General features: G+C 65.3%; 20 protein-coding genes. 10 read left to right on the forward strand and 10 right to left on the reverse strand.

The genetic code is table 11. The features are described from left to right. Positions 1–14: 14 nt before the first annotated feature. The 4 genes from ACVI1L_RS25915 to ACVI1L_RS25930 form a co-directional block, all read right to left on the reverse strand. Positions 15–1,640: an ABC transporter ATP-binding protein gene (locus ACVI1L_RS25915; RefSeq protein ID WP_229191497.1), complete on the reverse strand. Its 1,626-nt coding sequence runs from the start codon at positions 1,638–1,640 to the stop codon at positions 15–17. Next, entirely contained in the window at positions 1,637–2,467 is an 831-nt protein-coding gene (locus ACVI1L_RS25920) for an ABC transporter permease (protein ID WP_016843116.1), read from the reverse strand. The genes ACVI1L_RS25915 and ACVI1L_RS25920 overlap by 4 nt, the downstream gene beginning before the upstream one ends. Before the next feature lie 2 nt (positions 2,468–2,469). Continuing rightward, a complete protein-coding gene (locus ACVI1L_RS25925) occupies positions 2,470–3,447 on the reverse strand; it encodes an ABC transporter permease (RefSeq protein ID WP_038383993.1) in 978 nt (325 codons plus the stop codon). Positions 3,448–3,684: 237 nt separating this feature from the next. Further along, positions 3,685–5,298, reverse strand: a complete 1,614-nt coding sequence (locus ACVI1L_RS25930) for an ABC transporter substrate-binding protein (protein ID WP_456784221.1) — start codon at positions 5,296–5,298, stop codon at positions 3,685–3,687. Positions 5,299–5,732: 434 nt separating this feature from the next. Between ACVI1L_RS25930 and ACVI1L_RS25935 the strand changes: the two genes are divergently transcribed. Next, positions 5,733–6,032: an HU family DNA-binding protein gene (locus tag ACVI1L_RS25935; protein ID WP_021077434.1), complete on the forward strand. Its 300-nt coding sequence runs from the start codon at positions 5,733–5,735 to the stop codon at positions 6,030–6,032. Between the two features lie 163 nt (positions 6,033–6,195). Here the strand turns inward: ACVI1L_RS25935 and ACVI1L_RS25940 are convergent, their stop codons facing one another. After that, on the reverse strand, positions 6,196–6,975 hold the full coding sequence (locus ACVI1L_RS25940; RefSeq protein ID WP_456784222.1) for an SDR family oxidoreductase: 780 nt from the start codon (positions 6,973–6,975) through the stop codon (positions 6,196–6,198). A gap of 335 nt (positions 6,976–7,310) precedes the next feature. Continuing rightward, a complete protein-coding gene (locus ACVI1L_RS25945) occupies positions 7,311–8,297 on the reverse strand; it encodes an ABC transporter substrate-binding protein (RefSeq protein ID WP_456784223.1) in 987 nt (328 codons plus the stop codon). 476 nt (positions 8,298–8,773) lie between these two features. Here ACVI1L_RS25945 and ACVI1L_RS25950 point away from each other — a divergent pair, with 476 nt between their 5' ends. The 8 genes from ACVI1L_RS25950 to ACVI1L_RS25985 all read left to right on the forward strand — a co-directional run bounded on the left by ACVI1L_RS25950 (position 8,774) and on the right by ACVI1L_RS25985 (position 17,647). Beyond that, entirely contained in the window at positions 8,774–9,868 is a 1,095-nt protein-coding gene (locus tag ACVI1L_RS25950; RefSeq protein WP_253640415.1) for an ABC transporter substrate-binding protein, read from the forward strand. After that, on the forward strand, positions 9,846–10,862 hold the full coding sequence (locus ACVI1L_RS25955) for an ABC transporter permease (RefSeq protein WP_253587502.1): 1,017 nt from the start codon (positions 9,846–9,848) through the stop codon (positions 10,860–10,862). The genes ACVI1L_RS25950 and ACVI1L_RS25955 overlap by 23 nt, the downstream gene beginning before the upstream one ends. After that, a complete protein-coding gene (locus ACVI1L_RS25960) occupies positions 10,856–11,653 on the forward strand; it encodes an ABC transporter ATP-binding protein (protein WP_229193070.1) in 798 nt (265 codons plus the stop codon). The genes ACVI1L_RS25955 and ACVI1L_RS25960 overlap by 7 nt, the downstream gene beginning before the upstream one ends. Further along, the gene (locus ACVI1L_RS25965; RefSeq protein WP_456784224.1) at positions 11,647–12,819 is read left to right on the forward strand and encodes an acyl-CoA dehydrogenase family protein; all 1,173 of its coding nucleotides are present in this window, start codon (positions 11,647–11,649) and stop codon (positions 12,817–12,819) included. Before ACVI1L_RS25960 ends, ACVI1L_RS25965 begins: the two co-directional genes overlap by 7 nt. 32 nt (positions 12,820–12,851) lie before the next feature. Continuing rightward, complete coding sequence (locus ACVI1L_RS25970; RefSeq protein WP_106328824.1) at positions 12,852–13,946, forward strand: LLM class flavin-dependent oxidoreductase; 1,095 nt, start codon at positions 12,852–12,854, stop codon at positions 13,944–13,946. Then, on the forward strand, positions 13,943–14,884 hold the full coding sequence (locus tag ACVI1L_RS25975; protein ID WP_456784225.1) for an ABC transporter substrate-binding protein: 942 nt from the start codon (positions 13,943–13,945) through the stop codon (positions 14,882–14,884). Before ACVI1L_RS25970 ends, ACVI1L_RS25975 begins: the two co-directional genes overlap by 4 nt. Before the next feature lie 430 nt (positions 14,885–15,314). Then, the gene (locus ACVI1L_RS25980) at positions 15,315–16,160 is read left to right on the forward strand and encodes a CmcJ/NvfI family oxidoreductase (protein WP_456784226.1); all 846 of its coding nucleotides are present in this window, start codon (positions 15,315–15,317) and stop codon (positions 16,158–16,160) included. 251 nt (positions 16,161–16,411) lie between these two features. Beyond that, on the forward strand, positions 16,412–17,647 hold the full coding sequence (locus ACVI1L_RS25985) for an MFS transporter (RefSeq protein WP_076824329.1): 1,236 nt from the start codon (positions 16,412–16,414) through the stop codon (positions 17,645–17,647). A 114-nt stretch (positions 17,648–17,761) separates the two neighbouring features. On the opposite strand, the gene ACVI1L_RS25990 is transcribed toward ACVI1L_RS25985, so the two are convergent. From ACVI1L_RS25990 to ACVI1L_RS26005, 4 genes are read right to left on the reverse strand one after another with little or no spacing between them, the layout of a single operon-like run. Beyond that, positions 17,762–18,526, reverse strand: coding sequence for an anti-sigma factor family protein (locus tag ACVI1L_RS25990; protein ID WP_456784227.1), 765 nt, complete (start codon positions 18,524–18,526; stop codon positions 17,762–17,764). Then, complete coding sequence (locus ACVI1L_RS25995) at positions 18,523–19,050, reverse strand: RNA polymerase sigma factor (protein ID WP_057015143.1); 528 nt, start codon at positions 19,048–19,050, stop codon at positions 18,523–18,525. Before ACVI1L_RS25995 ends, ACVI1L_RS25990 begins: the two co-directional genes overlap by 4 nt. Continuing rightward, complete coding sequence (locus ACVI1L_RS26000; RefSeq protein ID WP_456784228.1) at positions 19,047–20,504, reverse strand: YncE family protein; 1,458 nt, start codon at positions 20,502–20,504, stop codon at positions 19,047–19,049. The genes ACVI1L_RS25995 and ACVI1L_RS26000 overlap by 4 nt, the downstream gene beginning before the upstream one ends. A gap of 12 nt (positions 20,505–20,516) precedes the next feature. Beyond that, positions 20,517–20,984, reverse strand: coding sequence for a DUF305 domain-containing protein (locus tag ACVI1L_RS26005; protein WP_456784229.1), 468 nt, complete (start codon positions 20,982–20,984; stop codon positions 20,517–20,519). A 266-nt stretch (positions 20,985–21,250) separates the two neighbouring features. Here ACVI1L_RS26005 and ACVI1L_RS26010 point away from each other — a divergent pair, with 266 nt between their 5' ends. Then, positions 21,251–22,903 carry a hydantoinase B/oxoprolinase family protein gene (locus tag ACVI1L_RS26010; protein ID WP_076824321.1) on the forward strand — a complete coding sequence of 551 codons (1,653 nt, stop codon included), beginning with the start codon at positions 21,251–21,253 and terminating at the stop codon, positions 22,901–22,903. Position 22,904: the final 1 nt, after the last annotated feature.

A 22,904-nucleotide genomic window follows, 5' to 3' on the forward strand; every position in this document is an offset into this window, starting at 1 on the left:
CCGCGCGTGCCCGGCTACACGGTTGCGGTGCCGTGCTCGCGCGCAAACGCGCCGCCGGGGATCGCCGACAGCAGCGCCTGCGTATAGGGATGCCGCGGCTTGCCGAACACCTCGGCGGTCAGCCCATGCTCGACCACGGCGCCGTCCTTCATGACGGCGACGAGATCGCAGATCTGGGCGGCGACGCGCAGATCGTGGGTGATGAAGATGATGGAGAGGCCAAGCTGCTGGCGCAGCCCGGCGAGCAGCTTCAAGACCTGCGCCTGCACCGAGACGTCGAGCGCCGAGACCGGCTCGTCGGCCACCAGCACATCCGGCTTCAGCGCCAGCGCGCGGGCGAGCCCGATGCGCTGGCGCTGGCCGCCGGAGAATTCGTGCGGGTAGCGGTCACCGGCGGACGGATCGAGGCCGACCAGCTCGAACAGCTTTCGCGCTTCCGCAATCGCGGTGGCGCGGTCGGTGCCGTGCACGATCGGTCCCTGCGCCACCAGCTCGGCCGCCTTGCGGCGCGGATTGAGCGAGGCGAAGGGATCCTGGAACACCATCTGGATGTGGCGGGTCTCGCGCCTGATATCGTCGCGGCCGAGCTTTGCCCAGTCCTTGCCGTCGAGCACGATCGACCCGGTGTCCGGATCGATCAGCCGCACGATGCAGCGCGCGAGCGTCGATTTGCCCGAACCGGATTCGCCGACGATGCCGAGCGTCGCGCCGCGCGGCAGGTGCAGCGACACGTTCTTGACGGCCTCCGTGATCCGCGCGCCGCGGCCGAGGAAGCCGCCGGTGCGGTAGGTCTTGGAGACGCCGTCGATGGTCAGGATGTCCTTGCCGGAAAGGATGCGCGGTGGCGGCGCCTTCAGCGGCGGAACGGCTGCGATCAGCTGCTTCGTGTAGGCATGCTGCGGATCGTTCAGCACCTTGTCGGCCGTGCCGTGCTCGACGATCGCGCCATGCTGCATTACCACGACGCGGTCGGCGATCTCGGCGACCACGCCGAAATCATGGGTGATGAACAGCACCGCGGTCTTCTTGCGCTGCTGCAAATCGCGGATCAGCTTCAGGATCTGTGCTTGTGTCGTCACGTCGAGCGCGGTGGTCGGCTCGTCCGCGATCAGGAGCTTGGGGTCGAGCGCGAGTGCCATCGCGATCATCGCGCGCTGGCGCTGGCCGCCGGACAGCTCGTGCGGGTAAGCTTTTGCGGCAGCCTTGGGGTCGGGGATGCGGACGTCCTCGAGCAGCGCCAGCACACGAGCATTGATCTCGGCCTTCGAGAGAGCGGTGTGGATCGCAAACATCTCGCCGATCTGGTCGCCGATCGTGCGCAGCGGATTGAGCGCGGTCATCGGCTCCTGGAAGATCATCGCGATGCCGGCGCCGCGCACATCGCGCATCTCGGCGCTGTCGGCGGCGCAGAGGTCGCGGCCGTCGAACATCATGCGGCCCCGTTCGATCGTCACCTCGTTCGGCAGCAGCCGCATGATGGCGTTCGCCATCATCGATTTGCCGGAGCCGGACTCGCCGACCACGCAGAGGATCTCGTTCGACGCAATTGAAAGCGAAACGTCGGACAGCGCATGCGGCCGGTCGGCGCCCTTGGGCAGGCGCACCGTCAGGGCGTCGAGGGAAAGGACCGTGTCGCTCATCGGCTTTTCAGCCTCGGATTGAGCGCATCGTTGAGGCCCTGGCCGACCAGCGACACCGCGAGCACGGTGACGAGGATCGCAATGCCAGGGATTGCCGAGACGTACCATTGCACCCGGAGCACGTCGCGGCCGAGCCCGATCAGATTGCCCCAGGAGGCGACGTTGGGATCGGACAGACGCAGGAAGGCGAGCGCGCTTTCCAGCAGGATCGCGACCGCCATCACCACGCTGGCATAGACGATGACGGGCGGCAGCGCATTGGGCAGGATTTCGCCGAGGATGAGCTGGACGTCCTTCATGCCGAGCGTCTTGCCGGCCTGCACGAATTCGCGGTTGCGCAGCGACAGGAATTCGGCGCGGGTCAGCCGTGCCGGCGCCGGCCACGACACCACGCCAACTGCAATGGTCACCGTGGTCAGGGTCGAGCCGAACACCGCGACCAGGACGAGCAGCAGCACGAAGTTCGGCAGGGTTTGGAACGCCTCGGTGATCCGCATCAGCACATTGTCGACCCAGCCGCCGTAATAGCCGGCGAAGGCGCCGACCAGGATGCCGATCAGGATCGCGATCACGGTGGCGACGCCGCCGATCAGCAGCGAGATCCGCGCGCCGTAGAAGATCTGGGCGGCGATGTCGCGGCCGGAATTGTCGGTGCCAAGCAGGAAGCGCGGGTTGGAGAACGGCCAGATCAGCGGCCGGCCCGCGAGAGCGAGCGGATCGCGCGGATAGAGGAGACCCGCGCTGATTGCCATCGCGATGACAAGCAGCAGCAGGATCAGGCCGATCACCGCGGCCGGGCTGCGGAAGTAGCGCTTCACGGCATCCATCGTCAGCCCTCCGCCGCGATGCGCGGATCGAGCCGCGCGTAGAGCAGATCGACGACGAAGTTCACGGATATGACGAGCAGCGCGGACACGAAGACGATGCCGAGCAGGGTGTTGAGGTCGCGCTGCACCACCGACTCATAAGCGAGACGGCCGAGGCCGGGCAGCGAGAACACGCTCTCCACCACGACCGAGCCGCCGAGCATGGTGCCGGCCTGCAATCCGATCAGCGTCACCATCGGCAGCAGCGCGTTGCGCAGCACGTGCCGGGTGATGACATGGGTCTCATCCAGCCCCTTGGCGCGGGCGGTGCGGACGAAATCGAGGTTCAAGACCTCCAGCATCGAGGCGCGCATGATGCGCAAATAGATCGCGAGGAAGATCAGCCCGAGCGTCAGTGTCGGCAGCACCAGATGGGCGGCGATATCCAGCACGCGCCAGATTCCGGTCTGGACGTTGCCGATGTCCTCGAAGCCGCCCGGCGGCAGCCACTGCAGATAGACCGAAAACACCACGATCGCCATCAGCCCGAACCAGAACGAGGGCGTGGCGTAGAAGATCAGGCCGAGCGTGGAGATCATCGTGTCCGGCCAGCGGTTGACGCCGCGCGCGGCGATCACGCCGAACACGAGGCCAAAGAAGAACGCGAATGACAGCGACGCCGTCATCAATAGGATGGTCGGCGGCAGCCGTTCCAGGATCACGGTCGCCACCGGCTTGCCGTAGATCGAGGAGAAGCCGAGGTCGAGCCGGACCAGGTGCCACAGATAGTTCCCGAGCTGCGCCGGAACCGAGAGGTTCAGCCCGTAGAATTTGCGCAGCGCCTCGGCGGTCGCGGCGTCGCCGCCGCCCATCTGCGCCATCAGCGCATCGACGGTGTCGCCCGGCGCGAGCTGCAGCAGCAGGAACACGCCGATCAGGATCAGGAACAGGGTCGGGATCGAGGCGGCGAGCCGCCGCCCCGCAAGGCTCAGGATACGCATATTTTATCTATAGCGTTTTCGAACGATGTGGACACCGGTTCGGGGTGGGCACCGGCCCCTTCTTACCTCGCCCCGCTTGCGGGGAGAGGTCGGATTGCATCGCCAGATGCAATCCGGGTGAGGGGGTACAGGTCTATCGATGGAGCAATATCGTGGAGCGAGCCCCTCACCCCGACCCTTTCCCCGCAAGAGCGGGGCGAGAGAGAAGAGGGCGCCACGCCTAGCGCAGATGTGGCCTCATGCGCTCAGCCAAAGATCGTGCCAGCTCGTCGAGCCCCAGCGCGGCGTGTTGGAGTGGTTGCGCGCCTTGGCCGTGATCACGGTGACGAAGATCTGCTCGATCGGCATCCAGACCGGCAGCTCGGTGTTCACCTCCTTGACGAAATCGGCATAGAGCGCCTTGCGCTTGGCCGGATCGACTTCGGTGGCGGCATCGTCGATGGTCTTGTCGACGATCTTGTCCTCCCAGCCCCATTGGTTGGTCCACGGCGCGCCCTTGGGCTGGCCGGAGCGGTACCATACCGTGGTCGAGACCGCGGGGTCGTTGCGATACTGGTGCCAGCCGGTCGCGAGATCGAAGGCGTGCTCGTCATAGACCTGCTTGAGGAAGCCGCCGCCGTCGTTGCGTACGATGTCGACCTGGATGCCGACTTCTCCCAGCGACTGCTGGATGAAGGTCGACCACAGCGAGATGTCCTCGCCCCACGGTGCCGGCAGGAGTCTCAGCGAGAAGCGGTTGCCGCTGGAGGCTTTGAAGCCGGCCTCGTCGAGTAGCGCGATCGCCTTGGCCTTGTCATAGGGGTATTGCGGCGTGTTCGGCCCGGGATAGAAGTCGGTCGAGGTCGACGGGATCGGGCCGGTGCCGAGCTTGGCGAAATCGCCCAGGAAATTGTCGATGAAGAACGGCACGTTGATCGCGTGCGCGATGGCGCGGCGGACCCGGATGTCCGCCAGTTCCTTGCGGCGGAAGTTGAACTCGATGGTGTTGGTGCGGGCGTTGCCCTCATTGCCCTTGGTCTGGACGATGAAGCGCTTGTCCTTGCCGAGCCGCGCCATGTCCGAGATCGTCAGGCCCGAGAACGGGCTGTAGTGCAGCTCGCCGGCCTCCATCTGGGCGGCCGCGGCGGCGCGATCGGTGATCACCTTCCAGACGATGCGGTCGAGATAGGGCGCGTTCGGCCGCCAATAGTCAGGGTTGCGGTCGGCGATGATATATTGCCCGCGCTCGTACTTGACGAATTTGAACGGACCGGTGCCGACCGGCGCCAGATTGGTCGGGTTCTGCCTGATGTCGCCGCTCTCATAGAGATGCTTGGCCGAGACATAGCCGAGGTCGGGCAGGGCCCGGAGCAGCAGGTTCAGCGGCATCGGCCGCTCGTAGCGGAAGATCGCGGTCTGCGGATCGGGCGTATCGACCGATGTGAGGAACAGCTGCAGCGTCGATCCGTAGTTGAGGATCTTCTTCCACATGTTCATCGCGGTGAAAGCGACGTCATCAGAGGTGAACGGCTTGCCGTCGTGCCAGGTGACGCCCTTGCGCAGCTTGAAGGTGACGGTCTTGCCGTCCGGGGTCGCCTCCCAGCTCTCGGCGAGCACGCCGACCGGCTGGCCGTTGGCGTCGAGGTCGACCAGATTCTCCTGGATCTTGCCGCCGATGATGTAGACGCCGGTCGAGGCCTGGATGCTCGGGTTGAGCTGGCGCTGCTCGGCGCCGTAATGGACGTTGAACACGCCGCCCTTGCGCGGGGCCTCCTGCGCGAAGGCCCGCATCGGATTGATGACATTGGCCGCAATCGCGGCCGAGGTCAGAAGGGCCGTGCGGCGGTTGATCTCGAGGCGGCTCAAATCCATACGCAGGTCTCCGGTACTTACATAAAGGCTTGCATCGGGCGACCAGCCGGATCGGTCGTGGCGCCCCTTTGCGATGTTACGATGGAATCGGAACCCGAGTCATTTTCTAATGCCTCGGCCTTTTGGAGGATCGTTTCCGAAACCTGAAGTGGCGCATTGCGACGCTTCGCAACCCGGATCGGGCGCCGCATTGTCGCAGTTTGGGCCGCGCGAGTTGCGTCTGGTGATTCTCTCGAAGGGACGTTTCGGGAGCGCCGAAGCCGCGCAAACCCTGTAATTTTAGGGGTCGGAAGCGCCTTGACTTGAAAAAACACTGGAAAAAACCCTGATTCGGCGGCTGTCCACAGCGATATTGTGGTGGGGAGTGCAGAAAACACTGTTTTTCTCGGCGTTTTCCGCCATATCGTGCCCACTCCAGAATCAATGGAGCAACCATGGCTACCCAACTGTCGAAGTCGCAAGTGATCGAGAAGATCGCGACCACCACCGAACTCTCCAAGCGCGACGTCAAGAACGTTTTGGACTCGCTTGTCGATGTCGGCCACAAGGAGCTGAAGAAGGCCGGGGTGTTCCTCGTCCCCGGCTTCGCGAAGTTCGTTGTGGTCAAGAAGCCTGCGACCAAGGCGCGCAAGGGCACCAACCCCTTCACCGGCGAAGAGATGATGTTCAAGGCCAAGCCGGCCCGGAAGATCGTCCGCGCACGGCCGGTCAAGGCCGCCAAGGACGCGGTTTAAGATGAAAGGCCTCCGGTGACGGAGGCCTTTTGCTTTTGAGCCGTCGCTTCCTGCCGTTGGTTGCCAGCCCGCGTTTTCCAGCGAGTGGACACCGGTTCGCGTGAAGAAAACGCGCCAAAGCAGAATCTGGAGCTCCGGACCGGGTTGAACCGGGACCGGGGCTCTAGACTACCGGCGACCGGCCACCATCGACATTGATGGCGGTGCCGGTGATGTAGGAGCCTTGCTCCGAGGCCAGGAAGCAGGCGAGGTTGGCGAACTCCTCCGCCGTGCCGATGCGGCCGAGCGGGGTGCCCTTGGCAAGGCCCTTGGCGAATTCCCCGAAATCCGTGTTCGGCGCCTGGGCAGCATGCCGCTTGACCCATTGATCGCTCATGATCAGGCCGACCAGCAGCGCGTTCACCAGGATGTTGTGCTCGCCGCCTTCATTGGCCATCACCTTGGTCAGCGCCATGCCGGCCGCGCGCGACACCGAGGTCGGCGCGGAATTGCCGGCCGGCGCCTTGGCAAAGGTGTTGAGCACATTGATGATGCGGCCCCATTTGCGCTGCTTCATCCCCGGCCACACCAGCCGGCTGAAGCGGATCGCGGCGAACAGTTTCAGGTCGAGGTCCTCCTGCCAGGCCTCGTCGCTGATGCTCTCGAACGCCAGCGTGCGCGCCGTGCCGGCGTTGTTGACGAGCACGTCGATCTTGCCGAGATCGGCAACGATCTGGTCGTGAGCCTTGGTGATATCGGAAGCCTTCGCGACGTCGCAGACATAATCGCGTACCACAAGGCCGTCCCTAGCGAGCGCTTCGCGCGCCGCAGCGAGGTCGGCCGCGCCGCGGGCGAGGATCGCGACCCTGGCGCCGGATTCGGCAAACCGCCGCGCCACCGCGATCCCGATGCCCTTGCTGCCGCCGGTAACCACCGCGACGCGGTCCTTCATTGATAGGTTCATTGTTGTTCTCCCTGGGGCTGGCCCGGAGAGGACGCTATCAAACCGACAGCGCGACCAACAAGGTCATGCAGAGCAGGTGTGCTGTGACAATCAGTGCGAGATGGAGCGGACCGGACATCGGAGATCTCCATGGTGGTGCGCATCTTATTTGTCGTCAGGCGAGCACCGTCGCCTGACTCCCTCCCCCTGAAAGGGGGAGGGCGGGGTGGGGGTTGCTCTCCACGGGCGCCGGCGCTTGCGGAGGCAGGATCCCCACCCGGCTTGCGCTTGCGCGCAAACCGACCTCCCTTTGCAAGGGGAGGTGAGGAAAGAGCGTGCCCCGTTCACGCGCGCCGCTAGTTCGAGCTCGCGCTTGCCGTAAAGCTGCGGTCGACGGCCTTGCCGACATCCAGCGTCTTGCCGAGGATGCCGTAGCGCGTCGCGCGATCGGAGGCGGCCTGCACCTCCTTCACCACGGCCTCGTCGATCGCGATCGGGCTCGTCTTCTGAGCGGTGTAGGCGGCGAGCAGCACGTCCTCCGGCAGTTTTGTGAGCTCGGCCGTGTTCCTGGCGTACTCGGCGAGATGGTCGAGCGACCACAGCCGCGCCTTGTTGAGCCGCTGCACCAGGTCCTGCACCGCCGCGCGCTTGGTTGCGATCGCGTTGTCGGAGGCGACGATGAAGGTGATGGTCGGCGTCAGCCCTTCGCCGTCGGCGACGACGCGCGCCTTGTCCTTCAGCGTGGCGTAGGAGACATACGGCTCCCACACCGCCCAGGCGTCGATCGAGCCGGCGAGCAGCGCGATCTTGGCGTCGACCGGGCCGAGCGGGGCGAAGGTCGCGTCCTCGATCCTGCTGCCGGCTTTTTCCAGCGTCGCGTTGATCAGGAATTGGCCCCAGCCGCCGCGCGTGCCGGCGAGGCGCTTGCCCTTCAGATCGGCCGCGGTCTTGATCGGCGAATCCCCGCGCACCAGGATCGCCTGCGTCCGCGCATCGGAGCGCGTGCCGCCGATCGCCTTGATCGGCGCGCCCGACGCATAGACCGTGAGGAAGGACAGATCGCCGGTGTAGCCGACGTCGAGCGCGCCGGCGTTGATCGCTTCCAGGATCGGGGCTGCGGCGGGGAATTCCGACCACTCGATCTTGTAGGGCAGATCCTTGGCGAGGCCGGAAATCTCCAGCAGCGAGCGGTTGCCGCCCTTCTGGTCGCCGACGCGCAGCACGATCGCGTCGGCCGCGAGCGCCGCAGCCGATGTCGACAGCGTGATCACGGCCGTGATCAGCGCTGCCGCCGTGCGGCGGGTGAGAGAATAGGCAGGGCCCGAGCGGGTCAGTTTGCGCATATGAATTTTCTTCCTGATTCATTCGCTGCGCCGCGGAACGCGCGGCAGCGTTCGATCAAGTCTATGAGCAAGCCGTTCGCCGTCAACGAAACGGAAATCTGAATTCGCCGGCTGCGCGGCAAGGATGATCTCGTCAAGCAGGCCGCGCGTAGAAGACATCGCGCATGCGGCCGCAAAACGCCTAGATTTGATGCAGTCACGGGTGATCGCGCCGCATCTCCGTCTGGGACGATCGTGAAAATCCTTTCATCGCCGCGCGATGCGATCGTGGAGAGTTCAGCTGTGGCGCCGACAACATTCGAAATTCCATTTCATTGACGATGATCTTGTCGCGCCGCATCATTTGCATGTTGCTTTGAGTGCAATCGCGCCGGAGAAATCCGCTTTTTTCTGAACCATGTGCTTCGAACGACGGGGCGTTCAAACGGAGACGTTTTGCGCGCGGGGCGGAGCCTTGCCGAAATGCAGGAGTGAAGATGTCGACGGATAACAAGAAGACGGTGATGGATCGCCGCACATTGCTGCGTGCGGGCGCCGCCGCGGCCTTTGCCGCGCCGATCGGGGCGTATAGTGCGCAGGCCTTCGCGCCACGGGCGATCACGCCGGCGATCGACTTCTCGGAATTCCCGGTCTGCAAGACCGCATCCGATGCACCGGCTTTGACCGGCGCGCCGCGCAAGCTGAAGCTGTCCTGGAACGCCGGCGCGGTCTGCCTTGCGCCGCTGCCGGTCGCGATCGACCACGGCTTCTTCCAGAAGCAGAATCTCGACGTCGAGCTGATCAACTATTCGGGCTCGACCGACCAGCTGCTGGAGGCGATCGCCACCGGCAAGAGCGACGCCGGTCTCGGCATGGCGCTGCGCTGGCTGAAGCCGCTGGAGCAGGGCTTTGACGTCAAGATCGCCGCCGGCACCCATGGCGGCTGCATGCGCGTCCTGACCCGCACCAATTCCGGGGTCGACAAGCTCGCCGATCTCAAGGGCAAGATCGTCGCGGTCGGCGATCTCGCAGGTCCCGACAAGAATTTCTTCTCAATCCAGCTGGCCAAGCTCGGCATCGACCCGATCAAGGACGTCGACTGGCGCGCCTATCCCGGCAATCTCCTGAACGTCGCGGTCGAGAAGGGCGAGGTGCAGGCCTTCCTGTCGTCGGACCCGCTGGCCTATCTCTGGCTGAAGGATGCGCAGTACAAGGAGGTCGCCTCCAACCTCGACGGCGAATATCGCGACAAGAGCTGCTGCATCGTCGGCCTGCGCGGCAGCCTGGTGCGCGAGGAGCCTCAAGTCGCGCGCGCCATCACGCAGGCGCTGCTCGACGCCGCGATGTTCACCTCGCAGAACCCGGACAAGGCGGCGAAGTCGTTCCAGCCCTATGCGCCGAAGGCGGCGAGCCTCGCCGATCTCGAGGCAATGGCGCGCTATCACACCCATCACCATCATCCGACCGGCGAGGTGCTCAAGCGCGAGTTGAAGGGCTACGCCGACGACCTCAAGACGGTGCAGGTGTTCAAGCAGAGCACCGACACGGCCAAATTCGCGGAGCGGATCTATGTCGACGTATTCAGTGTCTGACGCGACGGCCGCGGCCGCGCCGCGTGCGGCGGTCACGTTCTCGAACCTCTCCGGCAGTTACGGTGTCGGCCTTGCGGCGAGCCTCGTCTGGCTCGCATTCGGCCTCGCATGCCTTTATTGGCCCGATGTCGGCGACTGGTCGCGGACCGGATCGCTCGGCATCGGCGCGATCGTCATCGCCGCGTTCATCCTGTTCGGCACATTCAGCGCGGATTATCTCGGCGGCGCCGGGCAGGCGTTGCGCAAGCGCGCGCCATGGCTGGTGGCGTTCGGCGCCTTCGTGACGTTGTGGGAGGTGGCCACCGCAAAGTTCGCTTGGCTGCCGCTGCCGTTCTTCCCGCCGCCGCAGTCGATCCTCGAGGTCTATACCGACGATCTGCCGAAACTGCTCGATAGCGTGTTCGCCTCGATCAAGCTGCAGCTCGGCGGCTACATCATCGGCGCAACCGTCGGCTTTATCACCGGTGTCTCGATCGGCTGGTCGCAGAAGATCGGTTACTGGGTGCATCCGGTGCTGCGCTTCATCGGCCCGCTGCCGGCTACGGCCTGGCTGCCGATCGCTTTCTTCACCTTTCCGTCGAGCTGGAGCGCCTCGACCTTCCTGATCGCGCTTGCCACCGGCTTTCCGGTGACGGTCCTGACCTGGTCGGGCGTCGCGAGCGTCAGCAGCGCCTATTACGACGTCGCGCGCACGCTCGGCGCAAAACCGTCATTCCTGGTGCTGAAGGTCGCGATCCCCGCCGCGCTGCCGCATGTGTTCGTCGGCCTGTTCATGGGGCTCGGCTCGTCCTTCGCGGTGCTCGTCGTCGCCGAGATGATCGGCGTCAAGGCCGGGCTCGGCTGGTACCTGCAATGGGCGCAGGGCTGGGCGGCGTATGCCAACATGTATGCGGCGCTGATCGTGATGTCGCTGCTCTGCTCCGGCGCGATCACGCTCCTGTTCCGCACCCGCGACCGCCTGCTGGTCTGGCAGAAGGGCGTCGTCAAATGGTAGCGCAGTCCGCAGCTGAGGCGATCACCTATCCGGCGGTCGGCGCCGAGCTCGATATCGAAGGCGTCAGCCACGCCTTCGATATCGATGGCGCCACGCTGCCGGTGCTCGACAATGTCAACCTCGCGATCGCGCCGGGCGAGTTCGTCGCGCTGCTCGGCCCGTCCGGCTGCGGCAAGTCGACCTTGCTGCGGCTGGTGGCCGGGCTGGAGAAGCCGCGCGCGGGCACGCTGCGCGAGGATGAAGTCCGCATCGCCGGACCGCATCCGTCGCGGGTTGTCGTGTTCCAGGACCCGACGCTGTTTCCGTGGCGCACGGTGTGGGACAATGTTGCGCTTGGCCTCGAAGCGCAGGGCATTCTGAAGGCGCAGCGCCACCGCGTCGATGACGTCATCGAGCTGGTCGGCCTGTCCTCGTTCCGCAACGCTTATCCGCACCAGCTGTCCGGCGGCATGGCGCAGCGCGTGGCGCTGGCGCGCGCGCTGGTCAACGATCCGAAGATCCTGGTGCTCGATGAGCCGCTCGGCAAGCTCGATTCGCTGACGCGGATCGCCATGCAGTCAGAACTCGTCGCGCTGTGGCAGCGCAAAGGCTTCACCACGCTGTTGGTCACCCATGACGTCGAGGAGGCGCTGGTGCTCGCCAACCGCGTCATCGTGCTCTCCGATCGGCCGGCGCGGATCAAGGCGGACATCGCTGTCGCCCGGCCGTATCCGCGGCATCGCGGCGATCCTTATCTGGCTGAGCTGCGCAAGCAGATTCTCGGCCTGCTCGGACTGGAGGCGACATGGTGAGATCTGCGGCGAGGGAGCTGCATCCGGCGGACGGGCCGGAGCACATCGCGCGCGCGTTGCGGCTCGCCGACGTCTTTGCACCGCGTGCGCCGGCGCACGACCGCGACGCCAGTTTTCCCTTCGAGAATTTCGTCGATCTCTCCCGCGAAGGCCTGCTGGCGCTGACCGTGCCGGCGGCGCTCGGCGGCGGCGGAGCGGGCGCCCGCGACGCCACGCGCGTGCTCGGCATCATCGGCAAGGCCGATCCGTCGACCGCGCTGGTGCTGTCGATGCATTACATCCAGCATCTGGTGATGGCGCGCAGCACGCGTTGGCCGGGCCGGCTGTCGCGCAAGCTCGCCAAGGAGACGGTCGAGGGCGTGGCGCTGATCAATGCATTGCGCGTCGAGCCCGAGCTCGGCTCGCCCGCGCGCGGTGGCCTGCCGGCGACGACGGCGCGCCGCACCGAGACCGGCTGGCGGCTGACCGGCAAGAAGATCTATTCGACCGGCGCGCCGATCCTGAAATGGTATTCGGTCTGGGCGAAGACCGATGAGCCGGAGACCCGTGTCGGCTTGTTTCTGGTTCCCGCCGGTCTGCCGGGAACGCGGATCGAGGAGACCTGGGACCATCTCGGCCTGCGCGCCAGCGGCAGCCACACCGTGATCTTCGACGACGTCGTGTTTCCGCTGGATTACGAGATCGACGTGCGCACGCCCGACGACTGGAAGGTTCCTGACGTTACCCAGGCGACCGTGCATGCGATCTTCGTCGCCGCGATCTATGACGGCATCGCCCGCGCGGCCCGCGATTGGCTGGTCACATTCCTGAAGCAGCGGGTGCCCGCCAATCTCGGCGCGGCGCTCGCGACCTTGCCGCGGATGCAGGAGGTCGTCGGCGCGATCGAGGCGCGGCTTGCGGTCAATGCCCGCCTGATCGACAGCTTCGCCGCCGATTTCGATAACGGCTTCCCGCTGTCCGCGATCGAGTCTAACATCATCAAGCTGACGGTGACCAATAACGCCGCGGCAGTGGTGGAGGATGCCTTGTCGCTGACCAGCAATCACGGCCTGTCGCGCACCAATCCGCTGGAGCGGCATTACCGTGACGTGCTGTGCGGCCGCGTCCATACCCCGCAAGACGATGCCACCCGTGTCTCCGCCGGACGCTCCGCGCTGGGCGTCTGAAAACAACAGCCAACAACAACGGAGTTCCCGTTATGCCGGTCGAGTTCATCGGCTTCATCACCAACAACAATGCCTCCGAGACCATCGTCCGCTCAGGCCCGGTGCTCGATCCACCCTATATCGAGACGGTGGCCAAGGCGCATGAGCTCGCCGGATTCGATCGCGCGCTGCTGGCGTTCCATTCCACCACGCCGGATGCGTTGCAGGTCGCGCAGCATGTCCTGACCATCACCAAGCAGCTCAAGGTGATGATCGCGCAGCGCCCGGGCTTCACCGCGCCGACGCTGCTGGCGCGCCAGCTCGCGACGCTGGATCAGTTCTACGGCGGCCGCGTCTCGCTGCACGTCATCACCGGCGGCAACGCCATCGAGCTGCGCCAGGACGGCAACACGCTCGACGACAAGGATGAGCGCTACGCCCGCACCAGCGAATTCCTCGACGTGGTGCGGCTGGAATGGACCAGCGAGAAGCCGTTCAACTACAGCGGCAAGTATTACAACGTCGAGAACGGCTTCTCGCAGGTGAAGCCGTTGCAGAAGGGCGGCATCTACACCTTCGTCGGCGGCGGCTCGGACGCCGCGGTCGAGGTCGCGGGCAAGCACGCCGATACTTTCGCGCTGTGGGGCGAGTCCTACGCGCAGGTGCGCGATGTCACCGCGCGGGTGCGCGCCGCCGCGGCCAGGCACGGAAGGCCGACGCCGCGCTTCAGTCTGTCGGTGCGGCCGATCCTCGCCGACACCGAAGAGAAGGCGTGGAAGAAGGCGGAACATATCCTCGAGCGCGCCACCGCGCTGCAGGACCAGACCGGCTATCGCCGTCCCAACCACGCGACCGACGGCGCCAAGCGGCTGCTGGCGCTCGCCGATCAGGGTACGCGCATCGACAAGCGGCTGTGGACCGAGATCGCCAAACTGACGGGCGCCAACAGCAATACCACCGCGCTGGTCGGCACACCCGAGCAGGTCGCCGAGGTATTCGGCGATTATTACGATCTCGGCGTCAGCCACTTCCTGATCCGCGGCTTCGACCCGCTGGTCGATGCGATCGATTATGGCCGGGCGCTGATCCCGCTGACCCGCAAGCTGATCGAAGCGCGCGACCAGCAGCGGGGGATTGCCGCCGAATGATCCGTCTCATTGTTGCGGCAGTGCTTGCGCTCGTCGCCGTCGACGCGGCCTTCGCGCAGACCACGCTGCGCGTCGGCGACCAGAAGGGCAATTCGCAGGCCGTGATGGAAGCGGCCGGTGTGCTCAAGGACGTTCCCTACAAGATCGAGTGGAAGGAGTTCGCCGCAGCCGCGCCGCTGCTGGAGGCCCTGGGCGCAGGCGCGATCGATACCGGGCTGGTCGGCGACGCGCCGTTCACCTTCGCGGCGGCCGCCAAAATTCCGGTCAAGGCGATCGCCGCGGTGCGGCAGTCGCGCGACGGGCTCGCGGTCGTGGTGCCGGAGAACTCCGCGATCAAGAGCTTCGACGATCTGCGCGGCGAGAAGATCGCAACCGGCCGCGGCTCGATCGGCCATCAGCTGATCCTGGCGGCGCTGGAATCCAGGGGTTGGCAGGCGAACGACGTGCAGATCGTGTTCCTCGCGCCGTCGGATGCCAAGGTCGCCTACACGCAAGGTTCGGTCGACGCCTGGTCGACCTGGGAGCCTTATGTGAGCCAGGAAGAGGTGCTGTTCAAGTCGCGCCGCGTCATCACGGCTGACGGCATCACGCCCGGCCTCGGCTTCCAGGTCGCAACGCCCGATGCGATCAAGGGCAAGCGCGCCGAGCTCGAGGATTTCGTGCGTCGCCTCGCCGCGGCGCGCGCATGGTCGCAGAACAATGTCGAGGGCTACGCTGCGACCTGGGGCAGGCTGATGAACATCCCGCCCGCGGTGGCGGTGAACTGGCTGACGCGGGCCAAGATCCGCATCGCGCCGATCGACGACAGCGTGGTCGCCGACGAGCAGAAGACCATCGACCTCTACGACCGCTGGGGCCTGATCCGGCAGAAGATCAACGCCGCCGACATCGTCGACCGCTCGTTTGGTGCGGCCGTCGGGAAGGGCGCGGGACTGTAGGCAATTTGCAAGCGACACCAAACATTCAGCGTCGTCCTGGCTTTCGCCAGGACGGCGGTGCTCGCACGATTTCGGAATATTGGAAATGTATCCCTGATTTGCCCGACGTGTCAAGCTGCCCTGTCGAAGGCCGGCAGCCGCGAGGTCCTTTGCATGGGGTTGTTTTCGATATTTTGCCGGCGCACCTGCGGCGGCCCTGCAGGCGGGAGATGTGGACCGTCTGCGCGGAAGCGATTCAGCTCCGCACTATTGCACCGCTAACGAACCCGTGATTCAAAACATCCATTCGTCCGCCGGCTGCCGCGCGGCAAGGATTTTCCCCGTTTGGCACATTCCAAAACCGCAACGTTGCTATTTTCGCCACGACCTTGCCACCCCGCCCGGCGCCGCCAAGATCAAAAGCACGAACAATCGAGTCCGGGAGATCACCATGGGCCTTCAACAAACTCGCATCGAGTCGCTGCCGTTTGTGACCGCTGAACTGAATTATCTCGCGCCGACGCCGGGCAAGCCCCGGACCTACGCCTTCGATCCGCCGCCCGGCGAACCCAAATCCACCGCGCTGCCCGAAGCCCACAATGTTCCGATATTTGACGGGCGTTTGATCGCCGACAGCTTCTCGCTCGATCGCGAGGGCTTTGCGCTGGTCAAGCATCCGACCAGCGTCAAGGACTATTACGACGAGAACGAAGTCCGCAACGTCTACTACCCGGCCGTGGAAGCCTTCCTGAAGGCGACGCTGAAGGCGGATCGTGTCTTCATCTTCGATCACACCGTGCGCAAGCGCGTCGAGGGCGCGGCGGATATCCGCGGCGGTGGTCCGCGCCAGCCGGCGACCCGCGTCCATGTCGACCAGACCCCCGTCTCCGGCCGCAACCGCGTGTTCGAGCACCTGCCCGACGAGGCCGAGCAGCTGGTCAAGGGCCGCGTCCAGGTGATCAATCTGTGGCGCCCGATCCGCGGTCCCCTGCGGGATTCACCGCTGGCGATGGCCGACGGCACCACGGTCGCGCCGGAGGATTTGATTGCTTCGGACCTGATCTATCCGAACCGCAGCGGCGAGACCTACTCGGTGAAGTACAATCCGAACCACCGCTGGTTCTACATTCCCGAGATGACGCCGGACGAGGCGATCCTGCTGAAATGCTACGACTCGGCGACCGACGGTCGCACGCGGTTCGGGCCGCATACGGCGTTCGTCGATCCGACCACGCCGGCGGATGCCGCGCCGCGCGAGAGCATCGAGCTGCGCACGCTGGTGTTCCATAAGCAGTGAAGTCACCTCGCCCCGCGTGCGGGGAGAGGTCGGAACGCATCGTTAGATGCGTTCCGGGTGAGGGGGAGCCTCCGCACATCCAATTGTCACCGTGTTCGCGGGTGCAGCCCCTCACCCAGCCCTCTAAGAACGAGCTTCGCTCGTCTCGACCCCGTGAAGAACGGGGAGAAGGCTAACTGATTGGCACCCTCCGCCCAATAATGTTACGCCCGTCGCCAAACCGCTCGGGGAAGAGGCGATTCGTGGACGGCGTGGTGACGAAGGAAGAGGCGGGGATCGGGTTCCGCGCCCTGGTGCTTGCACTTCTGGCATTGGCCTCCGGCCACATGCTGTCGACGCTGCTGCGGACCATCCCGGCGATCAGCCTCGATCTGATGGCGTCGGATTTCGGCACCTCGCCGCAGGCGCTCGCGAGCCTCACCTCGATCTATCATTTCTCCTTTGCCGCCTCGCAAATCCCGGTCGGCGCCGCGATGGATCGTTTCGGCGTGCGGCCGGTGTCGCTGAGCCTGCTCGCCGGTACCGTGATCGGAACGCTGGTCTCGGCGCTGGCGACGGGGCCTGCGAGCTTTGTGCTCGGCCAGCTCATGCTCGGCGTCGCCACTTCGGGCATGCTGATGTGCCCGATGACGCTCGCGGCGAAACAGATGTCGGCGGCGAAGTTCGGCCTGTGGTCCGGCCTGATCCTCTCAATCGGCAATATCGGCATGCTGCTGTCGGCAAGCCCGCTGGCGTTCGTGGTCGATCAGTTCGGCTGGCGCGCCGGTTTCTGGGTTTCGGCCGGCTTCGGCATTGTCGTGCTGATCGCGGTGTTCGCGCTGGTGCCGCGGCAGCCGGCGGCGCATGCGGATGATTCCTCGCCGCTGCACCAGATGGCCGAGGTGCTGCGGCTCGGCATGTCGCGTGGCCTGCGTGGTCTGATCGCGCTGTCGCTGGTGTCGCTCGGCGCGTCGCTGACCTTGCGCGGCTTGTGGGGCGGCCCGTGGCTGATGGACGAGAAAGGGCTGAGCCGGATCGAGGCCGGCAATGTGCTCGGCCTGTTCACGCTGGCGATGATCGTCGGCCCAGCCTGCATCGGCGCTTTCGATCGCAAGTTCGGGCACCGCCGTGCCATGGTGGCGGTGACGCACGCCATCGCCGCGCTGCTGCTCGTCTTGATGGCGGCCGGTGCGCCGCATTTCCCGGTCTCGAACCTCTTCGGGGTTGCCGTGATGCCGACGCAATATGACTTGGTGCTGTTGATCCTGATCGGGCTTGCGACGTCGGCGCAGCCGCTGATCTACGGCATGACGCGGCAGCTTGTCGCCGCACAGAACACCGGCAAGGCGCTGTCCTCGGTCAATCTCGCGTTCTTCCTTGGCGCAGCGCTGCTGCAATCGAGCACCGCCGGCGTTGCGGCGCTGTTCGGGCTGCCTGCGGTGCTGCTGTTCATCGCCGGCGCGCTGGTGATCGGGACCGTGCTGTTCCTGATCTACACCAGGCCCTAAAGCGCGATGAGATTGAGTTGAATCGTCATCGCGCCTTGGCTCTTTGTTTGAGCATGATCTTTTCGGAAAACCGCTTCGCACTTTTCCGGATCATGCTTTAGCGCGCCGTTCCGATCAGATCGTCTGCGCCTGCTTGCGAATCTCGTTGGCAAGCGGCCGCAGGGAATCGCCCCCGCGCGGCCCCACCAGGGAGTAGCCCGTACCGCCGTCAGCCCACGAGAAGCCCGCGACATCGCCACCCGAATGCGCGGCCATCGGCGCGTTCTGGTCTGACGTCATCGGGCGGGTGAGAACCACAAGCCGCTCGCCGCGATCGTCGTCGTACATGAACATGGCCGCAGGACCATGTGCGGTCGGCACTACCCGTCCGCCCATCAAGCGATATCCCGACTTGGTGAGATCCGGCAGCTTCACCGGTTGATGCAACCGGTTGGAGACCCATTGCACAAGCTCGGTGCTGTCGCGCAGCTCGACCGGCCGCGTGCGATCGGAGGCGTACACTCTGTAGGAATCGCTGGCCTCCTCGGCGAGCGCCACAATTCCGCCGACCGGTGTCTGTGTCGCGCCACGGATCATCCATCCACCGAGGCCGCCGATCGAGAGCATCAGCATCGCTGCGATGGCCCAGCGCAACGACGAGGGGCGGCGTCGTGGGCTCTCGATCATCCTGGCGAGGTTGAGCCGCGGCGGCAGCGGCTCCTCGGCGATCGGCAGCAGCGCCGATCGTAAGAGGTTACGCTCATCGGAGTAGGCGGCGATGAGCTTGGCCACGTCCGGATGCTTGTCCAGATAGGCACGGACCTCGGCCTCGCGTTCCGGCTCGAGCGCGCGATCGACATAGGCGTGCAGATCGTCTTCTGTAATGGGTCGGTTGCTCATGTCTTGTTCCGCAATTGCACGACATTATGATCCCGGTCGCCGGGAGTCCCCTCCAGTTCGTGATGCAGCCGCTCGCGGGCGCGCGCGAGGCGTGACATCACCGTGCCAATGGGCACCCCAAGCACCTTCGCGGCATCGGCGTAGGACAAATCCTCAACGCCGACGAGCAGCAGCACCGCACGCTGGTCATGCGGAAGCCTGGTGAGCTTCGCCATGACGTCGCGATACATCACCTTGTGCTCCTGCGCCGCTTCCTGGCCGAACGAACCCTCGTTGGTTTCGTCGATCGCGACATGAACGCCGCGCACCGTTGCGCGGCGAAACTGGTTGATGGCGAGATTATGCAGGATCGCGAACAGCCACGGGCGCGGATTGTCCGACCGCCGCTGCTCCCAGTGGATGACGGCGCGTTCCAGGCAGTCCTGCACCAGGTCGTCGGCCGCGGCGTGATCGCGGACCAGGGCCCGCGCATAACGCCGCAAGGCGGGTATCAGCGGCTCGACCAGGTGCAGCATGTCGCTCATGGCGCTTGTACCTGCACGACCGCGCCGAGTTTCGCCGGCTCGCCGGCTGCGATGACGAGGTAGCGTCGCTCCGCCCTGGCCGCGCTCTGCACGATCTGCCGGATCGGACCGGCCGCGTTGACGATCGCGGAGCCGGCCGGATTGGTCATGAAGGCTGCCAGCGGCTCCACCATGCCGCCACCGTCAGCGTGTTCGGCCAATCCCAGCACGTAGCGCTGCTTCGGCTCGAGCCCGGTCACGGAAGCCTGCAGCACCTGGATCAGCCCTTGATCGAACAGCGATACGCTGGTCGGCGGCTTCTCGTCCTTGGCTTGCTTTTTCGGTGCGAGCGCGAGGTGAGCGGCCTGGCCGGCGACGCCGAGGGCTTGCAGGTTCTGGCGATCTTCCGGATTTGGCGCGGCGTTCGGCACATAGACGATCGCCTGCGGCGCCTGGCCGATCGGGATGTTGGCGATCACCTTGTTGGTCGCGGTGTCGATCGCGGCCAGCGCGTCGGCATTTTCGAGACCGACATAGACCCGCGTGCCGTCGCCGGACGGCCAGACGCCGTGCGGCAGATTGCCGACGGGAATGGTCGCGACTTGCGAGAAGTCGTCGGTTCGAAACACCTTGACCTCATTGGTGCCGCCGATCGTGACATAGGCGAGCGTGCCCTTAGGCGTCTTCGCGAAATTGACGTGGTTGGTGATCGGGCCGCTGTCGATGGTCTTGATCAGGTTGAACGGCGGCTTGGCGTTGAACACCTGCGTCCTGCCGACATCCTTCAGCGTGAACCAGACCTGGTCGCCATCGGGCGAGGCCGCGATGTTCGGGCAGAACGGGCTTTCCTGCTTCACCTTCGCGACGATCTGATGGTCTGCCACCGAGACCACGTCGGTCTCCGGATTGAACGACGAACAGATGTAGCCGTACTTGCCGTCGGGCGAGAAGATCTGCATGCCGGGTCCCGCGGGCACCTCGATGCGCGTCGTTTCCTTGAAGCTCTGCGCGTCGATGACCGAGATGTAATTCTCGCCGCGCACGGTGACCCATACTTCCTTGCCGTCGGGCGTGAAGAACGCCTCGTGCGGTGACCGCCCGATATAGGTGACGTGCTTGACCGCGTTGGTTGCCGTGTCGATGAAGCTCACCGAGTTCGAACCGATCGAGACCACCGCGAGGGTGCGGTGGTCGGGCGAATAGCCCATGCCGTGGACCAGCACCTGGCCCTTGTAGAGCGGGCTGAAATTGCCCGGCTGCGGGTCGCCGAGCCGGATCACGCCGAGCAGCTTGTTGTCGGCCGGGTCGGTGACCGACACCGTGTTGGAGAACTGCTCGGCGGCGTAGACGCGATCGTGATGGCTGACCGGAATGTCGGGCGCGGACGCAGCGCCCGGCGCCTGTCCGGCGAAAGCAGGGCTCGACATCGCCAGCACGGTCGTGGCCAGCAGGCTCTTGAGGATTTGACGGTTCATCGTTTGAGGCTCCTAGTTCTTCATTCCGTGGGACATGTTCATATGATCGTGAGCGGCAGGCGCCGGGGTCTGCTGTGTTGGGGCGGGCGCGGACGCCGTAACCGGATCTCCGATCGCGAGCTTCATGGCGTCGATCTCCTGCTGCTGCTCGACGATGATTTCCTGCGCGATCCGGCGCAGCTGCTCGTTCTTGCCGTAGCGGAGCTCGATCACGGCCATGTCGATCGCGCCCTGATGATGCGGCTGCATCATCGCGACGAAGTCGCGGTCGATGTCGCCGCTCGGCTTGGCCGCCATGTCATTCATCATCTTGGTCATCGCGGTATCGTTTTCAGCAAGGAAGGCGCTCTCTTCGGCCGTCTGCCCGGTCTGGACCGGATAATGGTCGTCATGCGCGAAAGCAGCCGCCGCAGCTGCAAAAGCAAGCAGGGCGGCGCCGGCGAGCGGCGCGAGGCCGGACTTAAGGAATCGAGGAAGCATTTGCGTTCACCCTGGGAGTTGTCGGGGAGGCCCGAGCGGTTACGGGCTTGGGCCGGCTTGCATGGGTGGGACGCAGCAGCGTGAGTTCTATTCCTTCGTCAGGCAGATTCTTGTCGATCACGACTTGCTGATCGCCGGAATGATCCGTTTTGGCCGGGCCAGCCGATTTGCGATCCGCAAGCCACTGGCTATAAGAAGGAATTCCGGTTTCGATCGACCGGTTCCACGATCCTCCCTGCGCAAGTCCTCGCGCCAAGAAGGCCAAAATGTCCGCCAAGATCGATCCGATCACCCGCTCCGTCGTCCAGCACCGCCTGTCGTCGATCGTGAAGGAGATGGGCGAAGCCATGCTTCGCACCTCGTATTCGCAGATCCTCAATTCCAGCCGCGATTTCTCGCTGGCGATCTGCGACACCAACGGGCGGCTGATCGCGCAGGCCGACCACATTCCGGTTCATGTCGGCGCCTTGCCCTGGGCGACGCTGGCGGTCGAGGAGCGCTTCAAGGATGTCGCGCCCGGCGACGTCATCCTGCTCAACGATCCCTACCAGGGCGGCAGCCATCTGCCCGATCTCACTGCCTTCGTGCCGGTGTTCGACGGTGGCAAGCGGCTGCTCTGGACCATCGTGCGCGCGCATCAGAGCGATATCGGCGGCGCCACCCACGGCGCCTACAATCCAGCCGCCACCGAGATCTATCAGGAAGGCATCCGCATTCCGCCGATCAAGCTCTACGAGGCCGGCAAGCCGCGCGAGGATCTGCTCGACCTGCTGGCTTTGAACATCCGCAACCCCAGGGAATTCCGCGGCGACCTCGCGGCGATGCTGGGCGCTGCGCATCTCGGCGAGCGCCGTGTCGCAAAACTGTTCAGCGAGTTCGGCGCGGATACGGTCGAAGCCGCGATCGAGGCCATTCTCGATGCGACCGAGCAGCAGACCCGCGCCGTGGTGTCCGCCTGGAAGGACGGCGTGTTCTACGGCGAAGCTCTGCTCGACGATGACGGCCACGGCCGCACCGACATCAAGATCGCCGCCAAGGTGACCAAGAAGGGCAGCGACATCGAGGTCGATCTCACCGGCTCCGATCCGCAGTCGACCAGTTTCGTCAATTCGTCACACGCCAACATGCAGGCAGCGGTCGCGATGGCCTTTGCCTATCTGATCGACGCCGACATTCCGAAGAACACCGGCGCGCTGCGGCCGCTGAAGGTGGTGGCGAAGCAGGGCACGATTGTCTGGGCCGATCCCGGCCGTCCCGTCACCTTGTGCACCAGCCATCCCTCCAACGAGATCGTTGAAGCCATCATCAAGGCGATGTCGGCGTCCTGTCCAGATCGCGTCATGGGCGGGTGGGGGCGCCGCTTCCGCATCGCGATCCAGGGCGAGGACCCGCGCAACGGACGCAATTTCATCTGGCACATGTTCCAGGCTCGGCCCGGCGGCGGCGCCTCGCCGGGCGGCGACGGTTATTCGTCGATCGGCGAATGGCACTCGGTCGGCGGTCTCAAATTCGGCAGCATCGAGGTGGCCGAGGTGCGCTTTCCCCTGCATTTCCGCCAGCACGAATTCCGGCCGGACTCCGGCGGCGACGGCCAGCATCGCGGCGGCCTTGGCGTCGCGCTCGACATGGTGCTGGAGACGCAGAAGCCGGCCAAGGGCAACACCGCCGGCGACGGCGCGCGCCATGGTCCCTGCGGCATGCTCGGCGGCAAGGACGGCGAGCCGCATCATTACCGGCTGCTCTCGGAAGGCCGCGCGCCGCGCGTGTTGAAGACGAAGGAAGTCGGCATCGAGCTGCGCCCCGGCGACTGCCTCGAGATCCGGTCCTCCGGCGGCGGCGGCTGGGGTCCACCCGAGAAGCGCTCGGCGGAAGCGCGGGCGCGCGATCTTGCGCAAGGTTTGGTTTCGAAAGCGGTGTAGG

This window comes from Bradyrhizobium sp. USDA 4516 (genome assembly GCF_054055915.1).

Excerpts from the sequence above, each read along its gene's own strand:
- ACVI1L_RS26000 (WP_456784228.1), bottom strand. The coding sequence starts at position 20,504 with ATGAACCGTCAAATCCTCAAGAGCCTGCTGGCCACGACCGTGCTGGCG.
- ACVI1L_RS25960 (WP_229193070.1), top strand. The coding sequence starts at position 10,856 with ATGGTAGCGCAGTCCGCAGCTGAGGCGATCACCTATCCGGCGGTCGGC.
- ACVI1L_RS25940 (WP_456784222.1), bottom strand. The coding sequence starts at position 6,975 with ATGAACCTATCAATGAAGGACCGCGTCGCGGTGGTTACCGGCGGCAGC.
- ACVI1L_RS26005 (WP_456784229.1), bottom strand. The coding sequence starts at position 20,984 with ATGCTTCCTCGATTCCTTAAGTCCGGCCTCGCGCCGCTCGCCGGCGCC.
- ACVI1L_RS25995 (WP_057015143.1), bottom strand. The coding sequence starts at position 19,050 with ATGAGCGACATGCTGCACCTGGTCGAGCCGCTGATACCCGCCTTGCGG.
- ACVI1L_RS25925 (WP_038383993.1), bottom strand. The coding sequence starts at position 3,447 with ATGCGTATCCTGAGCCTTGCGGGGCGGCGGCTCGCCGCCTCGATCCCG.
- ACVI1L_RS25975 (WP_456784225.1), top strand. The coding sequence starts at position 13,943 with ATGATCCGTCTCATTGTTGCGGCAGTGCTTGCGCTCGTCGCCGTCGAC.
- ACVI1L_RS25980 (WP_456784226.1), top strand. The coding sequence starts at position 15,315 with ATGGGCCTTCAACAAACTCGCATCGAGTCGCTGCCGTTTGTGACCGCT.
- ACVI1L_RS25970 (WP_106328824.1), top strand. The coding sequence starts at position 12,852 with ATGCCGGTCGAGTTCATCGGCTTCATCACCAACAACAATGCCTCCGAG.
- ACVI1L_RS25990 (WP_456784227.1), bottom strand. The coding sequence starts at position 18,526 with ATGAGCAACCGACCCATTACAGAAGACGATCTGCACGCCTATGTCGAT.
- ACVI1L_RS25945 (WP_456784223.1), bottom strand. The coding sequence starts at position 8,297 with ATGCGCAAACTGACCCGCTCGGGCCCTGCCTATTCTCTCACCCGCCGC.
- ACVI1L_RS25935 (WP_021077434.1), top strand. The coding sequence starts at position 5,733 with ATGGCTACCCAACTGTCGAAGTCGCAAGTGATCGAGAAGATCGCGACC.
- ACVI1L_RS25915 (WP_229191497.1), bottom strand. The coding sequence starts at position 1,640 with ATGAGCGACACGGTCCTTTCCCTCGACGCCCTGACGGTGCGCCTGCCC.
- ACVI1L_RS26010 (WP_076824321.1), top strand. The coding sequence starts at position 21,251 with ATGTCCGCCAAGATCGATCCGATCACCCGCTCCGTCGTCCAGCACCGC.
- ACVI1L_RS25930 (WP_456784221.1), bottom strand. The coding sequence starts at position 5,298 with ATGGATTTGAGCCGCCTCGAGATCAACCGCCGCACGGCCCTTCTGACC.
- ACVI1L_RS25955 (WP_253587502.1), top strand. The coding sequence starts at position 9,846 with ATGTCGACGTATTCAGTGTCTGACGCGACGGCCGCGGCCGCGCCGCGT.
- ACVI1L_RS25965 (WP_456784224.1), top strand. The coding sequence starts at position 11,647 with ATGGTGAGATCTGCGGCGAGGGAGCTGCATCCGGCGGACGGGCCGGAG.
- ACVI1L_RS25920 (WP_016843116.1), bottom strand. The coding sequence starts at position 2,467 with ATGGATGCCGTGAAGCGCTACTTCCGCAGCCCGGCCGCGGTGATCGGC.
- ACVI1L_RS25950 (WP_253640415.1), top strand. The coding sequence starts at position 8,774 with ATGTCGACGGATAACAAGAAGACGGTGATGGATCGCCGCACATTGCTG.